Origin of the sequence: Streptococcus saliviloxodontae, from assembly GCF_016908655.1 — a bacterium.
GTDB lineage: Bacteria > Bacillota > Bacilli > Lactobacillales > Streptococcaceae > Streptococcus > Streptococcus saliviloxodontae.
In genome coordinates, this window is record NZ_JAFBEI010000011.1 from 1 (window position 1) to 22,380 (window position 22,380).

Here is a 22,380-nt window from a genome sequence, read left to right on the forward strand (position 1 = left end):
CGAATCAAAGCAAAACTAAAAGGACTTAGTCCTGTGCAATACAGAACTAAATCCCTTCAATAAATATAGTGTCCAACTTTTTGGGGTCAGTACACTTTCTTGCTAAAAATCTTTCATGCGATTGTCGTGGATAAGGAGGCTTTTTATGGCTTTCTTATGGTATAATGAAACTATTGAAAATGTTACAAGGAGGACAGCAAAATTAGTCAGAGAAATCAAGTGGTACGCTTACTTGACAAAGGGAGACGAGGTTTACTGAGAGGGATTTTCAGTCGAATGACAGTCATCGCTCTTCTTTTAATCGTTCAACTGCTGATACTGGTTGCAACTTTTGATTGGTTCAATCAATATCAAGTTCATGTTCAAATCATAGGAGCTATCATTGCCACAATAGCAGTATTATACTTGGTCAATAGTGAGATGGATCGCTTATCCGTTATCACTTGGATGTTGCTTATCATTCCTTTTCCAATCGCTGGCAGTCTATTTTTGCTTTACACCAAGATTGATTGGGGATACAACGGTCTTAAAATAGCACTCAATAAAAGTATGGCCGATAGCCAACCCTATCTTGTCCAACATTCCCAAATTTTAAACGAGCTAAAGTTAAGCCACTCAACCACTTACAATTTGGCAAGTTACTTGGGCGGAGATGGCGATAGTCAATACTTTCCAGTTTACAAAAATACTAAAATAACCTACTTCCCATCAGGAGAAGCAAAGTTTGAAGCCTTAAAGAAAGAACTTCGAGCTGCTAAACGCTATATTTTCATGGAGTACTTCATTATTGATGAAGGGATGATGTGGGGAGAAATCCTAGCTATACTGGAAGAAAAAGTAGCTGAAGGGGTTGAGGTTCGAGTGATGTATGACGGAATGATTGAGTTTTCGACGCTATCATTTGATTATACAAAAAGACTTGAAAAGATAGGCATCCAAGCCAAATCCTTTTCACCGATTTCTCCATTCTTATCTACCTACTACAACTATCGTGACCATCGTAAAATCGTGGTAATCGATGGAGAGGTGGCCTTCACTGGCGGTGTTAACCTTGCAGATGAGTACATTAATAAAATTGAACGCTTTGGTCATTGGAAAGATACCGCTATTATGCTGAAGGGAGAAGCAGTAGATACCTTCACTATCCTTTTTATGCAAATGTGGTCAATCACCGAGTCTAAAGAGGCAATAGACTACGGTAGTTATCTCGGTAACCATCAGAAAGCCTCTAGTTCAGATGGATTTGTCATTCCTTACGGAGACTCTCCTCTTGATGAAGATAAAGTAGGGGAAAACGTCTATATTGACATCCTTAATCACGCTAGAGACTACGTTCACATTATGACACCTTACCTTATCCTCGACAGTGAGATGGAGCACGCTCTTAAATTTGCGGCGCAACGCGGCGTGGACGTGAAGTTGATTATGCCCGGTATCCCAGATAAGGCTATTCCTTATGCTCTAGCTAAAACCTACTTTAAGACACTGATTAAATCTGGCGTTAAAATTTATACCTATACTCCAGGGTTTGTGCATGCTAAGGTATTTGTGGCAGATGGTCATAAAGCAGTTGTTGGAACGATCAACTTAGACTATCGCAGCCTTTACCACCATTTTGAATGTGCAACCTATCTCTACCAGAACTCAGAAATCCCTAAAATCGAGGCCGACTTCCAACAGACACTCCTTGACTGTGAAGAGGTCACTCTAGAAGTCGTCAAGAATGAATCACCATACGTGAAATTACTTGGTTATTCAGCAAAACTCATTGCACCACTCTTGTAAATTCACTTCATACGTGATATAATATTGGTATGCGATGAGTCGATTTGGTCTTTTGACCATATTGCGCTGGGGAGGTCATTAACGCAGGAGCGGACTTTGACAATCTGTGTGAACCTTTTTGTCACATTCCTTGGAATGCCCCCTAAATCCTTCTATCTATGAGATAGAGGGATTTTTAGTTATATTTTGAGTGAATTTCCTTTCAAGACTTTTCAATTTCTTAAAAAAATAGTATAATGTAGCTATTATCATAAATTGTTAGAAAATTTTGAGAATAGCTTTGCTATTTTTTAAAGAATGAGGTAAATCTATGGGTTACACAGTTGCAGTCGTAGGTGCCACAGGTGCCGTCGGAACACGTATGATTACAATGTTGGAAGAATCTACACTTCCAATTGATAAAGTTCGCCTACTTTCATCAGCTCGTTCAGCTGGTAAAGTGTTGCAGTATAAGGGTCAAGATATCGAAGTTGAATTAACAACAGAAGACTCATTTGAAGGTGTTGATATCGCTCTTTTCTCAGCAGGTGGTTCAGTATCTGCTAAGTTTGCTCCTTACGCTGTTAAAGCAGGAGCTGTAGTTGTTGACAACACGTCATTTTTCCGTCAAAATCCCGATGTGCCCCTAGTAGTACCTGAGGTAAATGCACATGCCCTCGATGCTCATAACGGTATCATTGCTTGCCCTAACTGCTCAACTATCCAAATGATGGTAGCTCTTGAACCTGTTCGTCAAAAATGGGGTCTTGACCGTATCATCGTTTCAACATACCAAGCCGTTTCAGGTGCAGGTCAATCTGCTATCAATGAGACTGAGCGTGAATTGAAAGAAGTTTTAAATGACGGTGTTAACCCACGCGATGTCAAAGCTGATATCTTACCATGTGGTGGCGATAAGAAACATTTCCCAATTGCATTTAACGCCCTTCCTCAAATCGATGTCTTCACTGATAACGATTATACCTATGAGGAAATGAAGATGACAAAAGAAACTAAAAAAATCATGGAAGATGATTCTATCGCTGTTTCAGCGACATGTGTTCGTATTCCTGTTTTATCAGCTCACTCTGAGTCAGTCTACATTGAAACAAAAGAAGTAGCACCAATCGAAGAAGTGAAAGCTGCTATTGCAGCCTTTCCAGGTGCTGTCCTTGAGGATGACGTTGCTAACCAAGTTTACCCACAAGCTGTTAACGCTGTAGGCTCACGTGATACATTTGTTGGTCGTATCCGTAAAGACTTGGATGCTGAAAAAGGAATCCATATGTGGGTTGTATCAGACAACCTTCTTAAAGGAGCAGCGTGGAACTCTGTTCAAATCGCAGAGACACTTCATGAACGAGGACTCGTGCGTCCAACTGCCGAACTTAAGTTTGAATTGAAATAATTGAGTTATAAAGTGAGGCTGGGACAATTGTTTCAACCTCACTTTTATCATCAAAAACAAGGAGGCTAAGATGTCTATTGAACAATTACGCAATGCGAAAATAATTACGGCGATGATTACGCCATTTAATGAGGACGGGTCTATCAACTTCGATGCTCTTCCCAAATTGGTTGAGCATTTGCTAGCTCACCATACAGACGGAATCCTATTAGCAGGAACGACTGCAGAGAGTCCTACACTGACTCACGATGAAGAATTAGAACTGTTTGCTGCCGTTCAAAAAATCGTTGCAGGTCGTGTGCCTTTAATCGCAGGTGTTGGTACAAATGATACACGTGATTCTATCGAGTTTGCTAAAGAAGTGGCTGCTTTTGGAGGGTTTGCAGCTGGACTTGCTATTGTCCCTTACTACAACAAACCTTCCCAAGAAGGGATGTATCAGCATTTTAAAGCGATTGCTGACGCTTCTGACCTACCAATCATCATCTACAATATTCCAGGTCGAGTAGTCGTTGAAATGACTCCCGAAACAATGCTTCGTCTAGCAGAGCACCCAAATATTATCGGTGTCAAAGAGTGTACAAGCCTTGCTAATATGGCTTATCTCATCGAACATAAACCTAAAGATTTCTTAGTTTATACAGGTGAAGATGGGGATGCTTTCCATGCGATGAACTTAGGAGCTGATGGGGTTATTTCCGTTGCTTCACATACGAACGGTGATGAAATGCACCAAATGTTACAAGCTATTGAAACAAACGATATTAAAACAGCAGCTAAAATTCAACGTCAATTCATCCCTAAAGTCAATGCCCTTTTCTCATATCCAAGTCCTGCACCTGTCAAAGCAGTGCTTAACTACCTTGGTTTTGAAGTGGGCCCATTGCGTCTTCCTCTAGTTGCAGCACCTGAAGAAGATGCCAAACGCATTATTAAGGTTGTTGTCGACGGCGACTACGAAGCTACTAAGGCAACTGTAACAGGGGTTGTAAGACCAGATTACTAAGATTTGTTAGCATAAATAATAACTTGAAATAAGTCACTATTTATGCTAAACTGAGAAACAGTTTAATACAAGAGATGTTTGGGAGACACCATCGTTAAAAAAAACCAGTTTGTTTTTAATGCTCCTATTATGATTAATAGGAGCATTTTTGATGCCTTGTTCTCAACTCTCTCAAAGGAGTCGAAATGAAACGAAATACAGCACTTGTCGTCTTTAGTGGTGGCCAAGATTCTACCACTTGCCTAGCCTGGGCCAAGAAACACTATGAACACGTCGAAACAGTTACCTTCCTTTATGGGCAAAAGCACTCCCTTGAGGTTGATGTCGCAAAAGCAATCGCTGCCGATTTTGGCGTCGAAAATCACTTGCTCGATATGTCTTTGCTTGGTCAGTTAACGGATAATGCCTTAACTAGCGATAAACCCATCGAAAGTAAAGAAGGGGAAATTCCAAATACCTTTGTTGACGGCCGTAATCATCTTTTTCTATCGTTTGCAGCCGTCTTAGCCAAGCAACGTGGTATTACAGATCTCGTCACTGGTGTTTGTGAAACAGATTTTTCAGGCTATCCTGATTGTAGAGATGCCTTTATCAAATCTCTCAATGTGACACTTAATTTAGCCATGGATTATCTCTTTGTGATTCAAACCCCACTCATGTGGTTGGACAAATCTGAAACATGGGCTTTAGCAGACGAATTAGGCTATTTCGATTACGTTCGAGAAAATACGCTAACTTGCTATAACGGTATCAAAGGAAGTGGTTGCGGAGAGTGTCCAGCTTGTCATCTACGTCAGGCTGGTTTGGACAACTATATGGCAAGGAGAGGACTAGCATAATGTTTTTAGCGCCTAAAGAAATCAAAAAAGAAACTGGTGACAGTTTAATCTACTGCCCTAGGCGTGTCCTTGTCTCAAAGGAATTCACCTTTGATGCGGCGCATCACTTATTTAACTATGAGGGAAAATGCAAAGCTTTGCATGGGCATACCTATCGCTTGCAGCTAGCCGTCTCTGGTTTTTTAGATGATTGTGGAATGGTTTACGACTTTGGAGATTTAAAAGAAATCTACAAAAATGAGCTAGAGCCTAAGTTAGATCACCGTTACCTAAATGAAAGCCTCCCATATATGAATACGACTGCTGAAAATATGGTTTATTGGATTTACCAGACATGTGCAGAGTCATTGCCAAGTGATCGTGGTCTTGAAATGGAGTATGTCCGCCTTTACGAAACACCAACCTCTTTTGCAGAGTTCCGAAAGGAGTGGGATATTGACTAATAAAAGACAATTAACATTGCCTGTTTTAGAAATTTTTGGTCCAACATTCCAAGGAGAGGGACGTGCTATCGGACAAAAAACGATGTTTGTTAGAACTGCAGGGTGTGATTACCACTGTGACTGGTGTGACTCCGCCTTTACTTGGGACGGTTCTGAAAAACCAACTCGAATGACCAGTGACCAGGTTATCGAACAACTGGACAAACTCGGAAACTACGACTATGTCACCCTATCAGGAGGAAATCCTTGCTTGTTAGCAGCCAATATGGCAGAGCTCGTCCAAAAGTTAAAAGATAGAGGTGTAACTCTGGCAGTAGAAACTCAAGGTTCTAGGTGGCAGGATTGGCTAACAGATATCGATCAAGTTACCTTAAGCCCCAAGCCACCATCTTCAAAGATGGTCGTTAATTTTGAAACCCTTGATTTTATTGTTGGTCGTTTAGATCCTGAGCGTGTGACTTTTAAAATTCCTGTTTTCGATGATGATGACTTAGCATTTGCTAAAACCATCCAAGATAGATATAATCCTGATGTTTTGTACCTATCCGCAGGGAACCCCGAACCTAACAAAGAAGGTGATATTGTCTTAAATCAACTAAACCGACTCAAAGAACTTTGGGAACGCATTGCCAATGATGATAGTTGGGGAAATGTTCGTGTTCTTCCGCAATTACACACCTTACTCTATGATAACGAACGTGGTGTTTAAATCTTATTTAGAAAAGAGAAATCCTATGTCAAAAGAAACTGAAATGAAAGATCTCACCCTACTTGGGAATCAAAATACTAATTACATCTTCGAATACAGTCCTGATATTCTAGAAACCTTTGAAAACCGTCACCAAAGCAATGATTATTTTATCAAGTTTAATTGTCCAGAGTTTACCTCACTATGCCCAATGACAGGTCAGCCAGACTTTGCAACCATCTACCTTTCTTACATTCCAGATGAGTTGTGTGTCGAGTCGAAATCATTAAAGTTATACCTTTTTAGCTACCGAAATCACGGTGATTTTCATGAAAATTGTATCAATACCATCGGTAAAGACCTGGTTGAACTTCTTAATCCTAGATATCTAGAGGTTTGGGGAAAATTCACTCCACGTGGTGGTATTTCTATCGATCCTTATTATAATTATGGTCGTCCAGGTAGCAAATATGAAGAAATGGCGAACTTCCGCTTAATGAATCACGACCTTTATCCTGAAACCATTGATAATCGTTAATAGTAGCAAAAAAGACACTTCTAACTCATTCAGAAGTGTCTTTTTTTAGAATCTCTAAAATTATAGCAGAAGTGCCACTTGCTTTTTCAGTCAACTGCTAGAGATTATCCAGAGCGTTTTTTTGTTCATCGTTGACGATATGGGTGTAAAGGTCAGTTACTTGTGTCGAAGCATGTCCTAGCTGGTGACTCACTAATACTTGAGATTTCGTTGCATCATACAATCTTGTGGCTAATGTATGGCGTAATTTGTGGGGAGTGACGCGGATTTTAAAGTCTTGAGAATATTTTGCTACCATTTTTTCGACACTTGATGCATCAATTCGATTTGGTACTCCTCGGTACTCTGACACAAAAAGAGCAGTATCTTGTTTTTCAGTTTTGTAGCGTGCTTGACGAATCTCTAAATAAGAGGCCAGATAAGGTTGGGCGAAACTAGCAACGTTGACAGCATCTCGTTTGCCACCTTTTCTGGTTACCTCGATAACCATCATATTGAGATTCAAATCCTTCAAATCTAGATTGACCGCCTCTGAGAGCCTCACTCCGGATGCCAGAAGAAGTGCGATAATAGCTAAGTCTCGCTCTTTGTTTTTACGGAAAGAAGACTTGGCACGATTGGAAAGTTTGTTCTCATATTCACAATCTATATGTTTCAAAAAAGCGATTGTCTCATCACCCAAAAAGAGCTTTTGTTTGATATTTTCAGCCCTAGCAGCAAGTGTCTCTTTTTTCTTTTTGGTTGCAATCTTTTTCATCACATTACGGTAAAAATAGGGTTCACCATCCTCATTTTCAACCTCCTCAGTCAAATACTTATATAAACTTGAAAGAGCCGATAAGGTACGATTGATTGTTGTTTGAGAAACACCTTGCTTGGTTGAATGGGTATTTAAAGATGGTCGTTCTCTAAGGTAAAGAACAAAGGATTCCATATCTTTTTTGGTCAGGTTTTCTAAAACGGCTAGATCAATCTCAGCAATCCGATTAGCATCTGAGATTCCAGTATCTATCAACCAATCAAAAAATCGATGGTATTCTTTAAGGTATTCGTACAGGGTGGTGAAACTATAAGGAACCGATAATTTTGATTGATAATAATCTAAAACATACCAAGGCATCATTGATTTGTAGTCATCAATTTTTTCAAGTAAACGTTCACGTTTCATTTTTTCTCCATTTTTATCATTGATTTGGTGTTAATAGAAGTATATCACACCCACAAATATTTTTCAAGAAAATTACAGTTTTTCGGAAAGATGTATAAAGAGTTTTTGATAGAAGCTACTTCGTGCTGTGATTTTAAAATAAATGGGTTCATCTCAAAAAATAAAAATTGTAGAGTTCTAACACTTACAACTGCTCTTTATATAATAAAAAGTCTCGTCATGTAAACGAGACTTTTTATTAATTTGTTTGTGATGTTGGATTTTCTTGAACAACATTATCATATTGTAAAATACCGCTAAAGGATTCGTAGGCCGAATCCCAGTCGACATGGGTTCCCATACCAGTCATGATACCTGAGATGGTGTGATTTGTCACGTCTCCAGAGATACTGACACCTGGATTTTCTTGATAAAAATGAGTTGTCCAGGCTATATTTGGGTCATACACGCCATTCGTTTTAAGCTTAACATTCGAAAAACTGGCGCTAATATTATCCCCTTCTTTTCTACCTGAACCTTCGGTACGAAGATAAATCTTCTCGCCACGTGCTGCGATGGCTTGACTTGTCAACATGGCATTGTTACCTGTAATAACTTGGGAACCATTGATATAACCTGCGTAATTTCCTGTCGCTTCATCTAAAGTAAGCATGATATGGTAGGTTTGTCCCAGTTCTCCAACGTGATTAGTCCAAGAATAAGCTTGTTGCCCACTGGCGTTACTTGCAACATTTTCAACCATAAAGGCGAGTTGATTCCTGAAATCGGGATCCCCAGCTCCTGTGTCGTATTGAATTCCAAAGCTAATGGCTGATGTTGCTGTTGCCATGACTAACTTTGCGTGATAACCAGTCCCTGAACCTGTCAATGAAACGTCGGCTTCAATTGTATCCGTCGAGGGTGTATTTTCTATCCCTTGTTCCCCAACTGGTAATGTTTTGATAACTTTTGAGGTTGGTTGAGCGATGGATGATGACCTGTCTGAATCTGGTAAGGCAGTAGCATACAGTTTGACTCCTTCTTGATTCCAAGCCCCAGCTAGGGTTTGGTACTCGTTGGTATCAGCTGTTAGAAGATGGGTCTTAATACCTTCATGATAAAGACGATAAATCGGTGTATCACCACCTGAGTAAAAACTCATTGCATCCTGAACCCAAGCACCAGACCTCGTTAAAACCGACACTTCATTCTGGTCTGTTGTGTAGAGATGTTTGTGGGTAATCTTACTGTAAAGTCGGGTTACTTGCTGACCGTTATCAGGGGCATACCAGGCTAAACCTTCTTGGTTCCAACCTTTGGATGACAAGACATCATATTCATTGGTATCTGAGGTAAAAAGATGTTCTTTTAAGGTTGGGTTATAGAGTCTATAAATGCTACTATCTGCAAATGTCTGTTCAGAGACTGCGAGCAGAGAAAAGACAGCAATCGCTCCCAGAGTCAATTTCCATTTCATAAATAATGAGATCCTTTTTCTATTGATGTAACATAGTATAGCATAAATGCAAACAAAAATATATTGAATGTTTTATATTTTCTAACAGAGTAGCCTATCGAATTTTTTGTTACATAATAAAATATATGACTAAAACCACCTATCTCATTTCGTGTTTAGACAATGAGATAGGTGGTTGCGTATTATTTGCGTTTTTTCTTAGCTTTTTTCATTTTATTAGCCTGACGTTTCATAGCTGTCTTCATCGCAAAGGAACCTAATTTTCCTTTTAGACCGCCACCCATCATTTGACTGAGGTCCATGTTTGAAAGGTCTGGCATACCAGCTCCTCCCATCATTCCCTCAAGAGCTGACATATCCATGCCATTCATATCAGGCATATTTTTCGGTAAATTGTTAGGATTTAAGCCCATTTGACGCATGGCTTTTTCCATGTCTCCTGACATCATCCCTTGCATCATACCTTTGGCTTGGTTGAAGTCCTTGATGAATTTGTTGACTTCTACAAAGCTATTTCCTGACCCTGCAGCGATACGGCGACGGCGACTCGGAGTTAGGAGTTCTGGATTTTCACGCTCGGCTGGCGTCATCGATGATACAATAGCGCGTTTACGAGCTACCTGCTTCTCGTCTACTTTAAGATTTGCAAGCGCTGGGTTATTTGACATTCCTGGAAGCATCTTCAAGAGATCTTCCATAGGTCCCATGTTTTGTACTTGATCGAGTTGCTCTACAAAATCATTGAAATCAAATGTGTTTTCACGCATTTTTTCAGCAAGTTCCAATGATTTTTTCTCGTCGTATTCTTGAGAAGCTTTTTCAATCAGTGTTAAGAGGTCACCCATCCCCAGGATACGTGATGACATACGATCTGGGTGGAAGGTTTCGATATCAGTGATTTTTTCACCAGTACCAGTGAATTTGATTGGTTTTCCTGTAATTTCTCGAATAGATAGAGCGGCACCACCACGTGTATCCCCATCAATCTTGGTTAAGATAACCCCAGTGATGTCCAATTGTTCATTAAATTCACGGGCGACATTAGCAGCTTCTTGACCGATCATGCTATCCACAACCAATAGGATTTCATTTGGTTGTGCAAGTTTTTTAACATCGCGCAATTCTTGCATAAGAACTTCGTCGATTTGTAGACGACCTGCGGTATCGATCAAAACATAGTCGTTATGGTTGTTACGAGCTTCTTCCAGACCCTGACGGACAATATCAACTGCAGCAACCTCTGTCCCTAAATCAAAGACAGGGACGTTAATTTGTTGCCCTAAAGTCTTCAATTGATCAATGGCTGCTGGACGATAAATATCCGCAGCAATCATCATAGGACGAGCATTTTCTTCTTTGATGAGTTTGTTAGCCAGTTTTCCTGCAAAAGTTGTTTTACCAGCACCCTGCAAACCAACCATCATAATAATGGTTGGAATTTTAGGTGACTTGATGATCTCTGCAGTTTCTGAACCTAAAATCTCAGTCAACTCTTCATTGACAATTTTAATGATTTGTTGAGAGGCATCAAGTGTATCGATAATGTCATGTCCAACTGCACGCTCACGGACACGCTTGATAAACGTTTTGACAACCGGTAGGGCGACGTCAGCTTCAAGAAGCGCTAAGCGAATCTCTTTAGTGACTTCTTGGACTTCTTTTTCAGATAGTTTTCCTTTACGACGTAGATTTTTGAAAACGCCTTGCAGACGTTCAGTTAAGCTTTCAAATGCCATTGATATTTTTGGAACTGCTGGGTTCAAAAAATCCTGCAGTTCTCTTCCTTTCTCTCAGTATTATTCTCTGTTATCGATGCTTGTTAGTACAGCAATTTGTTCTTGAAGATAGGCGTCATCTGGGTATTTGGCTACAATATCGTCGAAAATCTGACCTCGGACGATATAATCAGAGTACATGTGTAGCTTCATCTCATAGGCTTCCAAAATCTTTTCTGTTCTCTTGATGTTATCATAGACAGCTTGGCGACTCACACCAAATTCTTCGGCAATCTCTGCCAAGCTATAGTCATCAGCATAATAGAGTTCAATATAATTCATTTGCTTGTCGGTCAACAAGGCCGCGTAGAACTCAAATAGAGCATTCATTCGATTGGTTTTTTCAATTTCCATAAGCTCCATTTTATCACAAAAAGACTGTAAAGAGTAGCCTAAACCCTATCTTAATATTTTTAAATGATTTTCTTGCAACATAATTTTAAAAATGTTGTTTATCAATTGTTTTCTAAATAAAACTCAAATCGATCTCCCACATACTGACTACGGACATATTCAAAAGGTGTCCCATCTGAAAAGTAAGAAACCTGTGTTAACGCCAGAATGGCGTGACCTTTAGCGACATCCAAGTGTCCAGCCACTTTATCACTAGCTGTTTTGGCATAAATCGTCTGTTGGCTTTTGCCGATGGTATAGCCATTTTGAGTCAGGGTTTGGAAGAAATGCTCCGTTATTTCAGTTTGATTAAAAGAAGCAATCAACTTCTCTGGGATAGAAGCTACTTCGTAAACCAGAGGTAATTGGTCAGCATACCTGACGCGTTCCATCGAGATCACATAGTCTTTTGCAGTTAGCTGAAGTTGGTCGCGCTCGGTTTTACTCGCCAGTTTTTTTTGATAAGAAATTAGCTTAGATGATGGGTATTTTCCTTGGGATTTAACAATTTCGGTAAAGCTGGTGGTTCCTCGCATCCTCTCCTGGACGCGACGTCCTGCGACGTAAGTTCCGCTACCGACACGTCGTTCTAAAATTCCCTCTTCTACCAGTAAGGTAATCGCTTGTCTCAAAGTCATTCGACTGACTTGAAAAGTCTCCGATAAATCGCGTTCACTAGGCAAACGTTGCCCAATCTGCCACTTACCGTCTTCAATCTCTTTTTTGATATGATCATGAATATGAATATAGGCTGGTGTCATAGCAACTCCTTCTTTTGTCATTCCCTACATTATACCATTTTACAGGCTATTAGTGCTATTGATAGTGATATTTATAACCTGAGTTTGAGAGAATAATTTTCGGCTGTCGCTACATAAATGTAATGCGAATTCTAAGTTTTTATGCTACAATAGGTACAAACTATATCGTCTGCCATTTTCAGACGTTAAATGAAAGGGTAACAATGACTGACATTTCTACTTTGAATGATGTTCAAAAAATCATCGTTCTTGACTATGGTAGCCAGTACAACCAACTCATTGCACGCCGTATCCGTGAATTCGGTGTCTTTTCTGAGTTGAAGAGTCACAAGATCTCTGCTGATGAACTTCGTGCTATCAATCCTATCGGTATCGTTCTTTCTGGTGGTCCAAATTCAGTATATGCTGACAACGCATTTGGTATCGATGAAGAAATTTTTGAACTTGGTATTCCAATCCTTGGTATCTGCTACGGGATGCAACTCATCACTCACAAGCTTGGTGGTAAGGTTGTTCCTGCTGGTGAAGCTGGTAACCGTGAGTATGGTCAATCAACGCTTCGTCTCCGTTCAGAATCAAAACTTTTTGCAGGGACTCCTGAAGAACAACTTGTTTTGATGAGCCATGGAGATGCTGTTACTGAAATTCCTGAAGGTTTCCACCTTGTTGGTGATTCAGCTGACTGTCCTTATGCTGCTATGGAAAACTCTGAGAAAAACTTCTACGGTATCCAATTCCACCCAGAAGTTCGTCACTCTGTCTACGGTAACGACATTTTGAAAAACTTTGCTGTTGAAATCTGTGGCGCGCGTCAAGATTGGTCTATGGATAACTTCATCGACATGCAAATCGCACAAATTCGTGAAACAGTCGGAGACCGTAAAGTTCTTCTTGGACTTTCAGGTGGTGTAGATTCATCAGTTGTTGGTGTCCTTTTACAACGTGCTATCGGCGATCAATTGACATGTATTTTTGTTGACCACGGTCTTCTTCGTAAAGGTGAAGGCGATCAGGTTATGGAGATGCTTGGTGGTAAGTTCGGTCTTAATATCATCCGTGTTGATGCGTCTAAACGATTCCTTGATCTTCTCGCTGGTGTCGATGACCCTGAGAAAAAACGTAAAATCATCGGTAACGAATTCGTTTACGTCTTCGATGATGAAGCAAGTAAACTCAAAGGTGTTGATTTCTTAGCACAAGGAACACTCTACACAGATATTATCGAGTCAGGTACTGAAACAGCTCAAACAATCAAATCTCACCACAACGTTGGTGGTCTTCCTGAGGACATGCAATTTGAATTGATTGAACCACTTAATACCCTTTTCAAAGATGAAGTGCGTGCTCTTGGTACAGCTCTTGGAATGCCTGATGAAGTTGTTTGGCGTCAGCCATTCCCAGGACCAGGTCTTGCTATCCGTATTATGGGGGAAATCACTGAAGAAAAATTGGAGACAGTCCGTGAATCAGATGCTATCCTCCGTGAAGAGATTGCTAAAGCTGGTTTAGAACGTGATGCATGGCAATACTTCACTGTTAACACAGGTGTTCGTTCAGTTGGTGTTATGGGTGACGGTCGTACTTATGACTACACTATCGCGATTCGTGCCATCACTTCCGTCGATGGTATGACAGCTGATTTTGCAAAACTCCCTTGGGAAGTTCTCCAAAAAATCTCTGTCCGTATCGTTAATGAAGTTGATCACGTCAACCGTATTGTCTACGATATCACAAGTAAACCACCTGCAACAGTTGAGTGGGAATAAGCAAAAATCTAATATTTAAAAACGAATGAATGATGGTGTTTATCACCTATACTTCATTCGTTTTTTTTGTGTATTAGCCATCAGTTTGAGTGAATTTTTATAGGTGTGAGAGCCTAAGACGAGGAAGTTGATTTGTTAGCTAAAAACAAGAGTTTTATAGCAAAGTCTCTTTTTGAAAATTAAAATGTATATCAATTAAAAATATTGAGCTATCTTCTTAAATGAATTGTCAGAATATGATAAAATATAATAGTAAAAATTACTTTTATGCAAAGAAAGGTTTCTCATGCTATTTAGAGATAAATTAAATCAATATGCCATTCGTAAAAAAAATGGCATCGTAGGCTCGTGCTTGATTGGAAGCTTTGTTATACTCTCCTCACTTCTAGCTTCCCCATCAACGGCATTCGCTCAAAGCGATGCTGGCTCTGATGTCAACTACGTTGACTACTACACACTCTCCCAAGCCGATAAAAATCGTGTTCAAGCCATCACAGACGACCTTACCGCAAAAGCAAATGTTGATTACACGTTTGTCTATGCCAAAGACAGTGTCGCTAGTCAAAAGGCAGATACTAAGACGGGTGCCACAAAGCAAAAAACATCCAGTCCTCAACAAACACTTGTTGGTCAGTTCCTTCCCAATACATCTTCTAAAGATCAGGAACTTCTTTCACTGACAGGTATCGGTTTCTTAGCCTTGGGTGGTATTTTAGTTCTCAGAAGTAAACGCAATCGTAAACAGCTAATCTTACTCCTTGCTTTTGGTGGAACTGTCATGACTGCCAGCTTAGCTGTCGCTGATGTCCTTCAATTAAGGGATTCAAAGCTTGTTCTTACAGGACAGTCAGTAACAGCTGATAATATTTCTGGCTATCACTTGGTTGGTTATTTTACTGATCAGTATGGTAAAGATCAAGCGGTGACATTCACTGAAGCTACAACGACTAACAGTACTCAAGAGACCACACCGTCAAACCAAGCGACAACGCAAGTAAAGCAAGAACCGATAACTACCGAAGAAGCTCCGCTAGTGTCTAAACAAGAGACTCAGACGGAAACAATCACCTATGGTAAACAAACTATCCAAGATCCTCTATTGCCAAAAGGGCAAACCAAAATTGTTCAAGAAGGTAAGAATGGGAAGATTGAAAAGCAAGTTCAAGTCAATTACCAAGACGGCAAAGTTGTCTCTAGCCAAGTCTTATCTGAAACAGTGGTTCAAAAGGCTCAAGATGAAATCACAGCCATTGGTACACTTGAAACTAGTAATGGGAGCTCAGAACAGTTAGATTTCCCTATCGCCAAGGTGACGACTACCGATGAAACGGTAACTGAAAGTATCGCTTACAACAGCAAAACTGTCGAAGATCCTAGCCTTGCAAAAGGTCAGACCAAGATCCTTCAGACAGGACAAAACGGTAGCCTAACTAAAACGCTACGTCACACTTACATTGATGACCAGCTCGTTGCAACTGACATGATTTCAGAAACTACGACTAGCCCAGCTCAAGATGAAATTATAGCGATTGGTACTCTTGAAACTGGCAAAGGAAACTCAGATACAGTCACGCCTAAGGAAGCTGTTATTACGACGAGTGACGAAACAACAACAAATAGTCTTGCCTACACTAGTCAAACCATCGAAGATCCTAGTCTTCCTGTTGGTCAGACTAAAGTAATCCAAGTTGGTGTAATGGGGGTAGAGACACAAACCATCCGACATACCTATGTTGATGGCCAATTAGTAGCATCTGATATTGTTGGACAAGCGGTAAGCCAGGCTCCTGTATCTGAAATTATCGCTATTGGAACCAAAGTTGAAGAAACAACGCAAACAGATACTGGTACAGGGACAACTACAGAGCTTCCTGAAGCAATCATCACAACAAATGATGAAAGTACGATGACTGCTCTGCCATTTAGCAGTCAAACCATCGAGGATCCAACCCTACCAAAAGGGCAAACCAAAGTCCTCCAGACCGGTCAAACAGGTAGTTTAACCCAAACTTATCGTCATACTTACATCAATGGACAACTGGCAACAAGTGAGTTAGTTTCTGAAACCATCACTCAATCCCCTGTTTCAGAAATTATCGCTGTCGGGACTCTTGAGACCGATAAAGGGGACTCGACTAATACAGAGATTCCTGAAGCGCAACTAAGCTATCAAGAAGAAACTCAGACCAAGACTATTCCTCATACTCAAGAGACTGTCGAAGATGCCAATCTTCCTAAAGGACAAACTAGAGTTATCCAAGAGGGGAAAGATGGCGTTGAGACCATTAAACTCCGTCATGTTTATCTAAATGGTGAGCTAGTAACAACAGAAACTCTCTCTCAAGAAATCAGCCAATCCTCACAAGCTGAAATTATCGCCGTTGGAACCAAGGAAGAATCCTCAACTACCACTACTCAATTAGTAACTGAACAAGTTGCTGGACAAACTTTCCAAACTGAGACTCGCGAAAACCCTCTCCTTGAAGAGGGAAAAACAAATACGATTCAAGAGGGGCGAGACGGACATGTTACCATTACTTATCAAGTAACTAGCGATCAAACCGGGCAGATTATATCAAAACTAGAAGTAGCTAGACAGGAAGTGCTACCGATTTCAAAAATCATCGAAGTCGGTACTTTAGTTAAGAAAAAAGGCGATGCAGAGTCGACAGATCTACCGATTGCTTTGGTAACAAGTAAGGATGAAGAAACACAAACTCCTATCGCATTCACTAAGCGCACGGTTGTAGATCCTCTCCTTCCTAAAGGTCAGACTAAGGTGACTCAGGCTGGGCACGATGGCGTATTGACTACAGTCACTCGTAATACCTACATTGATGGGCAGCTCGCTAATACCGAAGTTGTTTCCTCTACAGTAACGTCTGAGCCGGTTGATGAGATTACCACTGTCGGAACTCTCGAGACCGATAAAGGTGACTCTACTAATACTGAACTTCCTGAAGCTAAGGTAACTACTGAGGATATTACAGAAACACAGGCTATCGCATTTACCAAACGAACAGTTGAAGATCCTCTCCTTCCTAAAGGTCAGACTAAGGTTACTCAGGCTGGACAAGATGGCGTATTGACTACAGTCACTCGTAATACCTACATTGATGGGCAGCTCGCTAATACTGAAGTTGTTTCCTCTACAGTAACAACTGAGTCGGTTGACGAAATTACCACTATCGGAACTCTCGAGACTGATAAAGGCGACAGCGCTAACACTGAACTTCCTGAAGCTAAGGTAACTACTGAGGATATTACAGAAACACAGGCTATCGCATTCACTAAGCGCACGGTTGAAGATCCTCTCCTTCCTAAAGGTCAAACCAAAGTTACTCAGGCTGGGCAAGACGGCATATTGACTACAGTCACTCGTAATACCTACATTGATGGGCAGCTCGCTAATACCGAAGTTGTTTCCTCTACAGTAACGTCTGAGCCGGTTGATGAGATTACCACTGTCGGAACTCTCGAGACCGATAAAGGTGACTCTACTAATACTGAACTTCCTGAAGCTAAGGTAACTACTGAGGATATTACAGAAACACAGGCTATCGCATTCACTAAGCGCACGGTTGAAGATCCTCTCCTTCCTAAAGGTCAAACCAAAGTTACTCAGGCTGGGCAAGACGGCATATTGACTACAGTCACTCGCAATACCTACATTGATGGGCAGCTCGCTAATACTGAAGTTGTTTCCTCTACAGTAACAACTGAGTCGGTTGACGAAATTACCACTATCGGAACTCTCGAGACTGATAAAGGCGACAGCGCTAACACTGAACTTCCTGAAGCTAAGGTAACTACTGAGGATATTACAGAAACACAGGCTATCGCATTCACTAAGCGCACGGTTGAAGATCCTCTCCTTCCTAAAGGTCAAACCAAAGTTACTCAGGCTGGGCAAGACGGCATATTGACTACAGTCACTCGCAATACCTACATTGATGGGCAGCTCGCTAATACCGAAGCTGTTTCCTCTACAGTAACGTCTGAGCCGGTTGATGAGATTACCACTGTCGGAACTCTCGAGACTGATAAAGGCGACAGTGCTAACACTGAGCTTCCTGAAGCTAAGGTAACTACTGAGGATGTTACGGAGACACGCGCAATTCCATTCACCAAGAGAACCGTCTCTGATCCTACCATGCTAGCTGGTGAGACTAAGATTACACAAACAGGTCAAGATGGGGTAGAAACCACTGTTACGCGTAATACTTACGTGGACGGTCAACTAGTGGATAGCCAAATTGTTTCAACAGAAGTAACAACACCTATGGTGGAAGAAATCACCAATGTTGGACAGCTCGAAACCATTACAGAAACTATCGAGAAGCGTACTAATCCTGTTGATTTTAAATCAGTTGAAAAGAAAACAGATAGTCTTAGACGGAATGTTAAACGTATCGCTGTAGAAGGTGTTGCAGGATACACAACTGAGACGTATTCAATCGTTAAAACAAAAGATGGACAAGTACTTTCTGAAACCTTGTTGAGCTCAGTTGATACACCAGCTATTGATCAAGTTACCGAAATCGGGACTGCACCAACTATTGAAATCAAAAATATCCTTAGTCAGGAGCTCTATAAATACACAGATGGTCGTGAAGAGCACGTTTTAAGTTTAACGACTGATGATACGGCAACGACTGATAACTACTATGTGCGCATTAAGACTGAGGATTTACGCCAGATGCTTATTCCGGTATCTAGCTTCAGTGATAATGGGGATGGTACTTATGCCGTTAACTTGAATTTTACTGAGTTAACGACATTCGCAGGTAACGATACCCCTTACACAGATGGCTATAGTTTCAATGTTGCGAAAAAACAAGAGCAAGCTGACTCTACCGTCTATACAAGTTTCGCTGAACTCATCACTGCTATGAAGGCAAACCCTTCAGGAAACTATACGCTAGCAGCAGACGTATCAGCTACAGAATTATCAACTAGTGACGCGTCATATATTACTGGTATTTTCACAGGTAGTCTCACAAGCAACTATCAAGGTAAGCAATACCGTATTTATGATCTTGACAAACCACTCTTTGAGCATCTACAATCTGCTACCATTAAAAATTTGGTCTTGTCAAACGTCAATATCACTAGCAATGCAAATGCTACAAGTGCTATCTCTCAAACTGCCTACCGTAATACACGTATCGAAAACGTTGCTGTTCAAGGGTCTATTACAGGGACTAACAACGTCGCAGGTTTGGTCAACAGAGTATCCTCTGGGGCTGTCCTATCAAACGTCGCTTTCACAGGTAGCATAACTGCTACAGGTGTCGGAAATGGGACTGCAGAAGTTGCTGCAATTGCAGGTCGTGCTAATGACAATGGGACTATCATTGAAAAAGCCTATGTCTCAGCAGATGTATCTGGACGTAGTGTCTCTAACAACATACGTATTGCAGGTCTTGTTGCATTAGTCAGCTCTAATGGGCGCTTACGTGATTCTTACATGCAAGGTAGCGTGACCAATACAGGTAACTCAGGAATGCAAGTTGCTGCGGGAGTCGCTTCAACTTATACAAACGGCTACGCTAACAACAATGTCACAGCTGCTAAAGTCACTAACGGTACTCTATTCTATGGAGATTCTGCTTACGCAACAAGCCGTGTAACGGATAATTACTACATTACCGACCTATCAGACGGTTCCTCTACATCTTACGCAAAAGGAATTTCTGTACAGGATGGTCAAGACAAGGTTGCGGCTTTCGGTAATACGGCTAAAGACCTAATCGCAAGCGATTCCGAAACTAACAAAGTAGATTACCTTAGCCTAACAGATAGTCAAGAAAGCCGTCTTATAGCTTATAAGAACATGGAAAAAATAATTCCATTCTATGACCGTGATACCTTGGTCGAGTACGGCAATCTTGTAGATGCTTCAAGTCAGTTAGCAAGGAAAGAAATTGTCTCAGTAACCCCACTTAAAGACGGGAATATCGCAAGTGATCTTTCACAAAATGATATTGATCAAATTATGATTCGTTATGCTGATGATAGTATCGAAAAACTATCCGTTAGCTTTGATAAAGCCTATACCAATGATGCTGTCCGTCAATACAAGATTACCGGTACAGACTTAATCTACACACCTGAAGTCTTTGTCAGCGATCACAGCGATATTATTTCTCAAGTATCTGATGTCCTTAAGAATCTTGCTTACGCATCTGATGATAACTACAAAACACTCGGTATCACTAGTGAATCTGACCCTGCTAAAAAGATTAGCAAGCTCTACCTCCAAGAAACCTATGAAAAGGTTCAGGAAAATATTGACACTTACCTTAACAAACTTCTCAGCTCAGATAAGTCAATCAATAACCTCGGCGGTGCTACAAAATCCTATATCGTAGATTACATCAAAGAGAATAAGTCAGCCCTTATGTTAGGACTTAGCTATCTTGTGCGTTGGTACGGCTTTGATTTTGATAAGATTGGAGCTGATGATCTCCTACTCTATGCCCAAGACTTCTATGGCAAGAGCAATGTCGAACAGTTAGAATGGCTTGTAAACTTTGGTAAAACTGGCTTCTCTAACCTTGATCCTCAAAATAATATCTCTACCTATGCATCGTCCTTATCAACTGCTTCAGGTGATCTCAGCTTATTTGATTTCCTAGAAAGTCATAAGCAACTCTTGGATAATAACTATTCAAGCATGAATGATTGGTTCAAAGCTCATACAACCGCCTATATCGTTGAAAAGCAATCTGAAGAATACCCAGATCAAGATGTTGCGGTATACAATCGACTCAAGGGAGCCACTAGTGAGCAAAACGGTCTTCTACCACTTCTAACAGCTAGAGAAGGGATTTACATTATCACAACAGTGCCAGTTATCACTTATGGTATGTACGATGTCTATCTCGATATGAAGCTCAAAACATCTGATCCTGAAACTTACGCTACTAAAGTAGAAGAGCTTAAAAAACGTATTCAAAAATACGCCGATATGGAACGTGCTCACTTTGATGCTTGGTTCCGTATCTTGCCAAGTGATGTTGATGCGACACTCTTTAGAACAATGCCAAACTGGGATAGCTACAGCGTCAGAGGAAATTGGTTGATGAGTGATAGTGCCACTACTACAAACGATGCCATGCAGGACTTCTTCTTCCCAATTGGTCGCGGTAAGACTCAGACTGCCCCAGCCTCAGCCTATGCAAATGGTACTTCTACCTTCTTCATCTACAGTCTCTTGAGTGATTATACAATCTCTATCTTTACTCACGAAACAGCCCACAATGCTGATGGTAAAACTTACCTCTATTCATATGGTAGACGTGAAGGACTTGGACCTGAGCAATATGCGCAAGCTTACTTCCAATCTCCTACAGGATATAGCAATGACTACTTTGCTCTTAACCTTCTCTTTGATTGGACAGGAACTGATGGACAGACATCTAAGAGTCGTTATTATGCCCTTAGCCCTGAACGTTATCAAAATGCTCAGGATGTACAAGAATACACTCAAAGATCCTTTGATGTCATCTATACCTTGGAAGCCATTGAAGCTGAACTTATCGCCGAGCAAACAACTGAAAACAAACAAAAACTGCTTCGTAAGATGGAAAAAGCTTACGATAAGGACAGTTCTGGAAATGATGCATGGGCTGCAGATACCTACCGTAGCCTGACTACTACAGAGGCTGAAAGCCTTAAAACCATTGAGGATTTTGTTAATGCAGATGTCGCAAGCGTCCGCCACTTCGGTTCTAAGAATGATAGCGGCAAAATCGGTCGTGGATCTTATCAGGCTGTTAGCATGTTTGCGGGCATGTGGGGTGAAAACGATAATACCCTTGGTTCCCCTGGTGACCTAACCTTCCGTCGTACTAGTTACGAATTATTGGCAGAGCTTGGTTACGAAAAAGGTTTGATTCCATATGCAAGTAACCAACTTCTTAGCGAAGCTCAAGCAGCGGGTAATAGTCATTTAACAGACAGTTATATTTTTGATAAGATTCTCAAACCACTCGGATATACATCATGGGATGATTTCAAGATTAAGAAATATGCAGAGCATAAAGCGGCTGCTCAAGCAAGTGGTAGTCTTAAACCTGTAACCGTTCAATGGAATAGACAAGCCAACGTTTTGACATCTTATGATGACATTAAAAATCTCATGCGTGATGCCATGCAGAAAGATTTAGAACAAAATCGCTTAGACGGTAATTCTCTAGTCAAGGCTGTAGAGGCTGCTATCTACAACGATTACCTCTTAACAACAAATGACTTCAGAGAGTCCATCTACACAACCTCAATTTAAACAATACTAATAAATGAGATGACATCGATAAGGTCAAAAAGCATCTTATTTTATTAGTCTGCTCCACTTCTTAGTAACTGATCTA

At 40.7% G+C, this 22,380-nt stretch carries 13 protein-coding genes and 1 pseudogene; 9 read left to right on the plus strand and 5 right to left on the minus strand.

Annotation, left to right across the window (positions count from 1 at the left end; translation table 11 throughout):
- Positions 1–255: 255 nt before the first annotated feature.
- The 7 genes from cls (at position 256) to queF (ending at position 6,686) form a co-directional block, all read left to right on the plus strand.
- On the plus strand, positions 256–1,785 hold the full coding sequence (gene cls, locus JOC31_RS03400) for a cardiolipin synthase (protein WP_205016813.1): 1,530 nt from the start codon (positions 256–258) through the stop codon (positions 1,783–1,785).
- Between the two features lie 310 nt (positions 1,786–2,095).
- Positions 2,096–3,172, plus strand: a complete 1,077-nt coding sequence (locus tag JOC31_RS03405; protein ID WP_205016781.1) for an aspartate-semialdehyde dehydrogenase — start codon at positions 2,096–2,098, stop codon at positions 3,170–3,172.
- A gap of 70 nt (positions 3,173–3,242) precedes the next feature.
- Positions 3,243–4,178, plus strand: coding sequence for a 4-hydroxy-tetrahydrodipicolinate synthase (dapA, locus tag JOC31_RS03410; protein ID WP_205016782.1), 936 nt, complete (start codon positions 3,243–3,245; stop codon positions 4,176–4,178).
- Between the two features lie 185 nt (positions 4,179–4,363).
- Complete coding sequence (queC, locus tag JOC31_RS03415) at positions 4,364–5,017, plus strand: 7-cyano-7-deazaguanine synthase QueC (RefSeq protein WP_205016783.1); 654 nt, start codon at positions 4,364–4,366, stop codon at positions 5,015–5,017.
- Positions 5,017–5,460, plus strand: a complete 444-nt coding sequence (gene queD, locus JOC31_RS03420) for a 6-carboxytetrahydropterin synthase QueD (RefSeq protein WP_205016784.1) — start codon at positions 5,017–5,019, stop codon at positions 5,458–5,460. Before queC ends, queD begins: the two co-directional genes overlap by 1 nt.
- Positions 5,453–6,169: a 7-carboxy-7-deazaguanine synthase QueE gene (gene queE, locus JOC31_RS03425; protein ID WP_205016785.1), complete on the plus strand. Its 717-nt coding sequence runs from the start codon at positions 5,453–5,455 to the stop codon at positions 6,167–6,169. Before queD ends, queE begins: the two co-directional genes overlap by 8 nt.
- A gap of 25 nt (positions 6,170–6,194) precedes the next feature.
- A complete protein-coding gene (gene queF / locus JOC31_RS03430) occupies positions 6,195–6,686 on the plus strand; it encodes a preQ(1) synthase (RefSeq protein WP_205016786.1) in 492 nt (163 codons plus the stop codon).
- 97 nt (positions 6,687–6,783) lie between these two features.
- Here queF and xerS read toward each other — a convergent pair whose 3' ends face one another.
- From xerS to JOC31_RS03455, 5 genes and pseudogenes are all read right to left on the minus strand, one after another.
- Positions 6,784–7,854, minus strand: coding sequence for a tyrosine recombinase XerS (gene xerS / locus JOC31_RS03435; protein ID WP_205016787.1), 1,071 nt, complete (start codon positions 7,852–7,854; stop codon positions 6,784–6,786).
- Between the two features lie 238 nt (positions 7,855–8,092).
- On the minus strand, positions 8,093–9,310 hold the full coding sequence (locus tag JOC31_RS03440; protein ID WP_205016788.1) for a hypothetical protein: 1,218 nt from the start codon (positions 9,308–9,310) through the stop codon (positions 8,093–8,095).
- A gap of 182 nt (positions 9,311–9,492) precedes the next feature.
- Positions 9,493–11,046, minus strand: coding sequence for a signal recognition particle protein (gene ffh, locus JOC31_RS03445; RefSeq protein WP_205016789.1), 1,554 nt, complete (start codon positions 11,044–11,046; stop codon positions 9,493–9,495).
- Between the two features lie 60 nt (positions 11,047–11,106).
- A pseudogene (locus tag JOC31_RS03450) lies at positions 11,107–11,454 on the minus strand (putative DNA-binding protein); the annotation flags it as partial.
- A gap of 86 nt (positions 11,455–11,540) precedes the next feature.
- Complete coding sequence (locus tag JOC31_RS03455) at positions 11,541–12,239, minus strand: GntR family transcriptional regulator (protein WP_205016814.1); 699 nt, start codon at positions 12,237–12,239, stop codon at positions 11,541–11,543.
- Between the two features lie 203 nt (positions 12,240–12,442).
- Between JOC31_RS03455 and guaA the strand changes: the two genes are divergently transcribed.
- Complete coding sequence (guaA, locus tag JOC31_RS03460) at positions 12,443–14,005, plus strand: glutamine-hydrolyzing GMP synthase (RefSeq protein ID WP_205016791.1); 1,563 nt, start codon at positions 12,443–12,445, stop codon at positions 14,003–14,005.
- A 286-nt stretch (positions 14,006–14,291) separates the two neighbouring features.
- Positions 14,292–22,295 carry a G5 domain-containing protein gene (locus JOC31_RS03465; RefSeq protein ID WP_205016792.1) on the plus strand — a complete coding sequence of 2,668 codons (8,004 nt, stop codon included), beginning with the start codon at positions 14,292–14,294 and terminating at the stop codon, positions 22,293–22,295.
- The last annotated feature ends 85 nt before the right edge of the window (positions 22,296–22,380 follow it).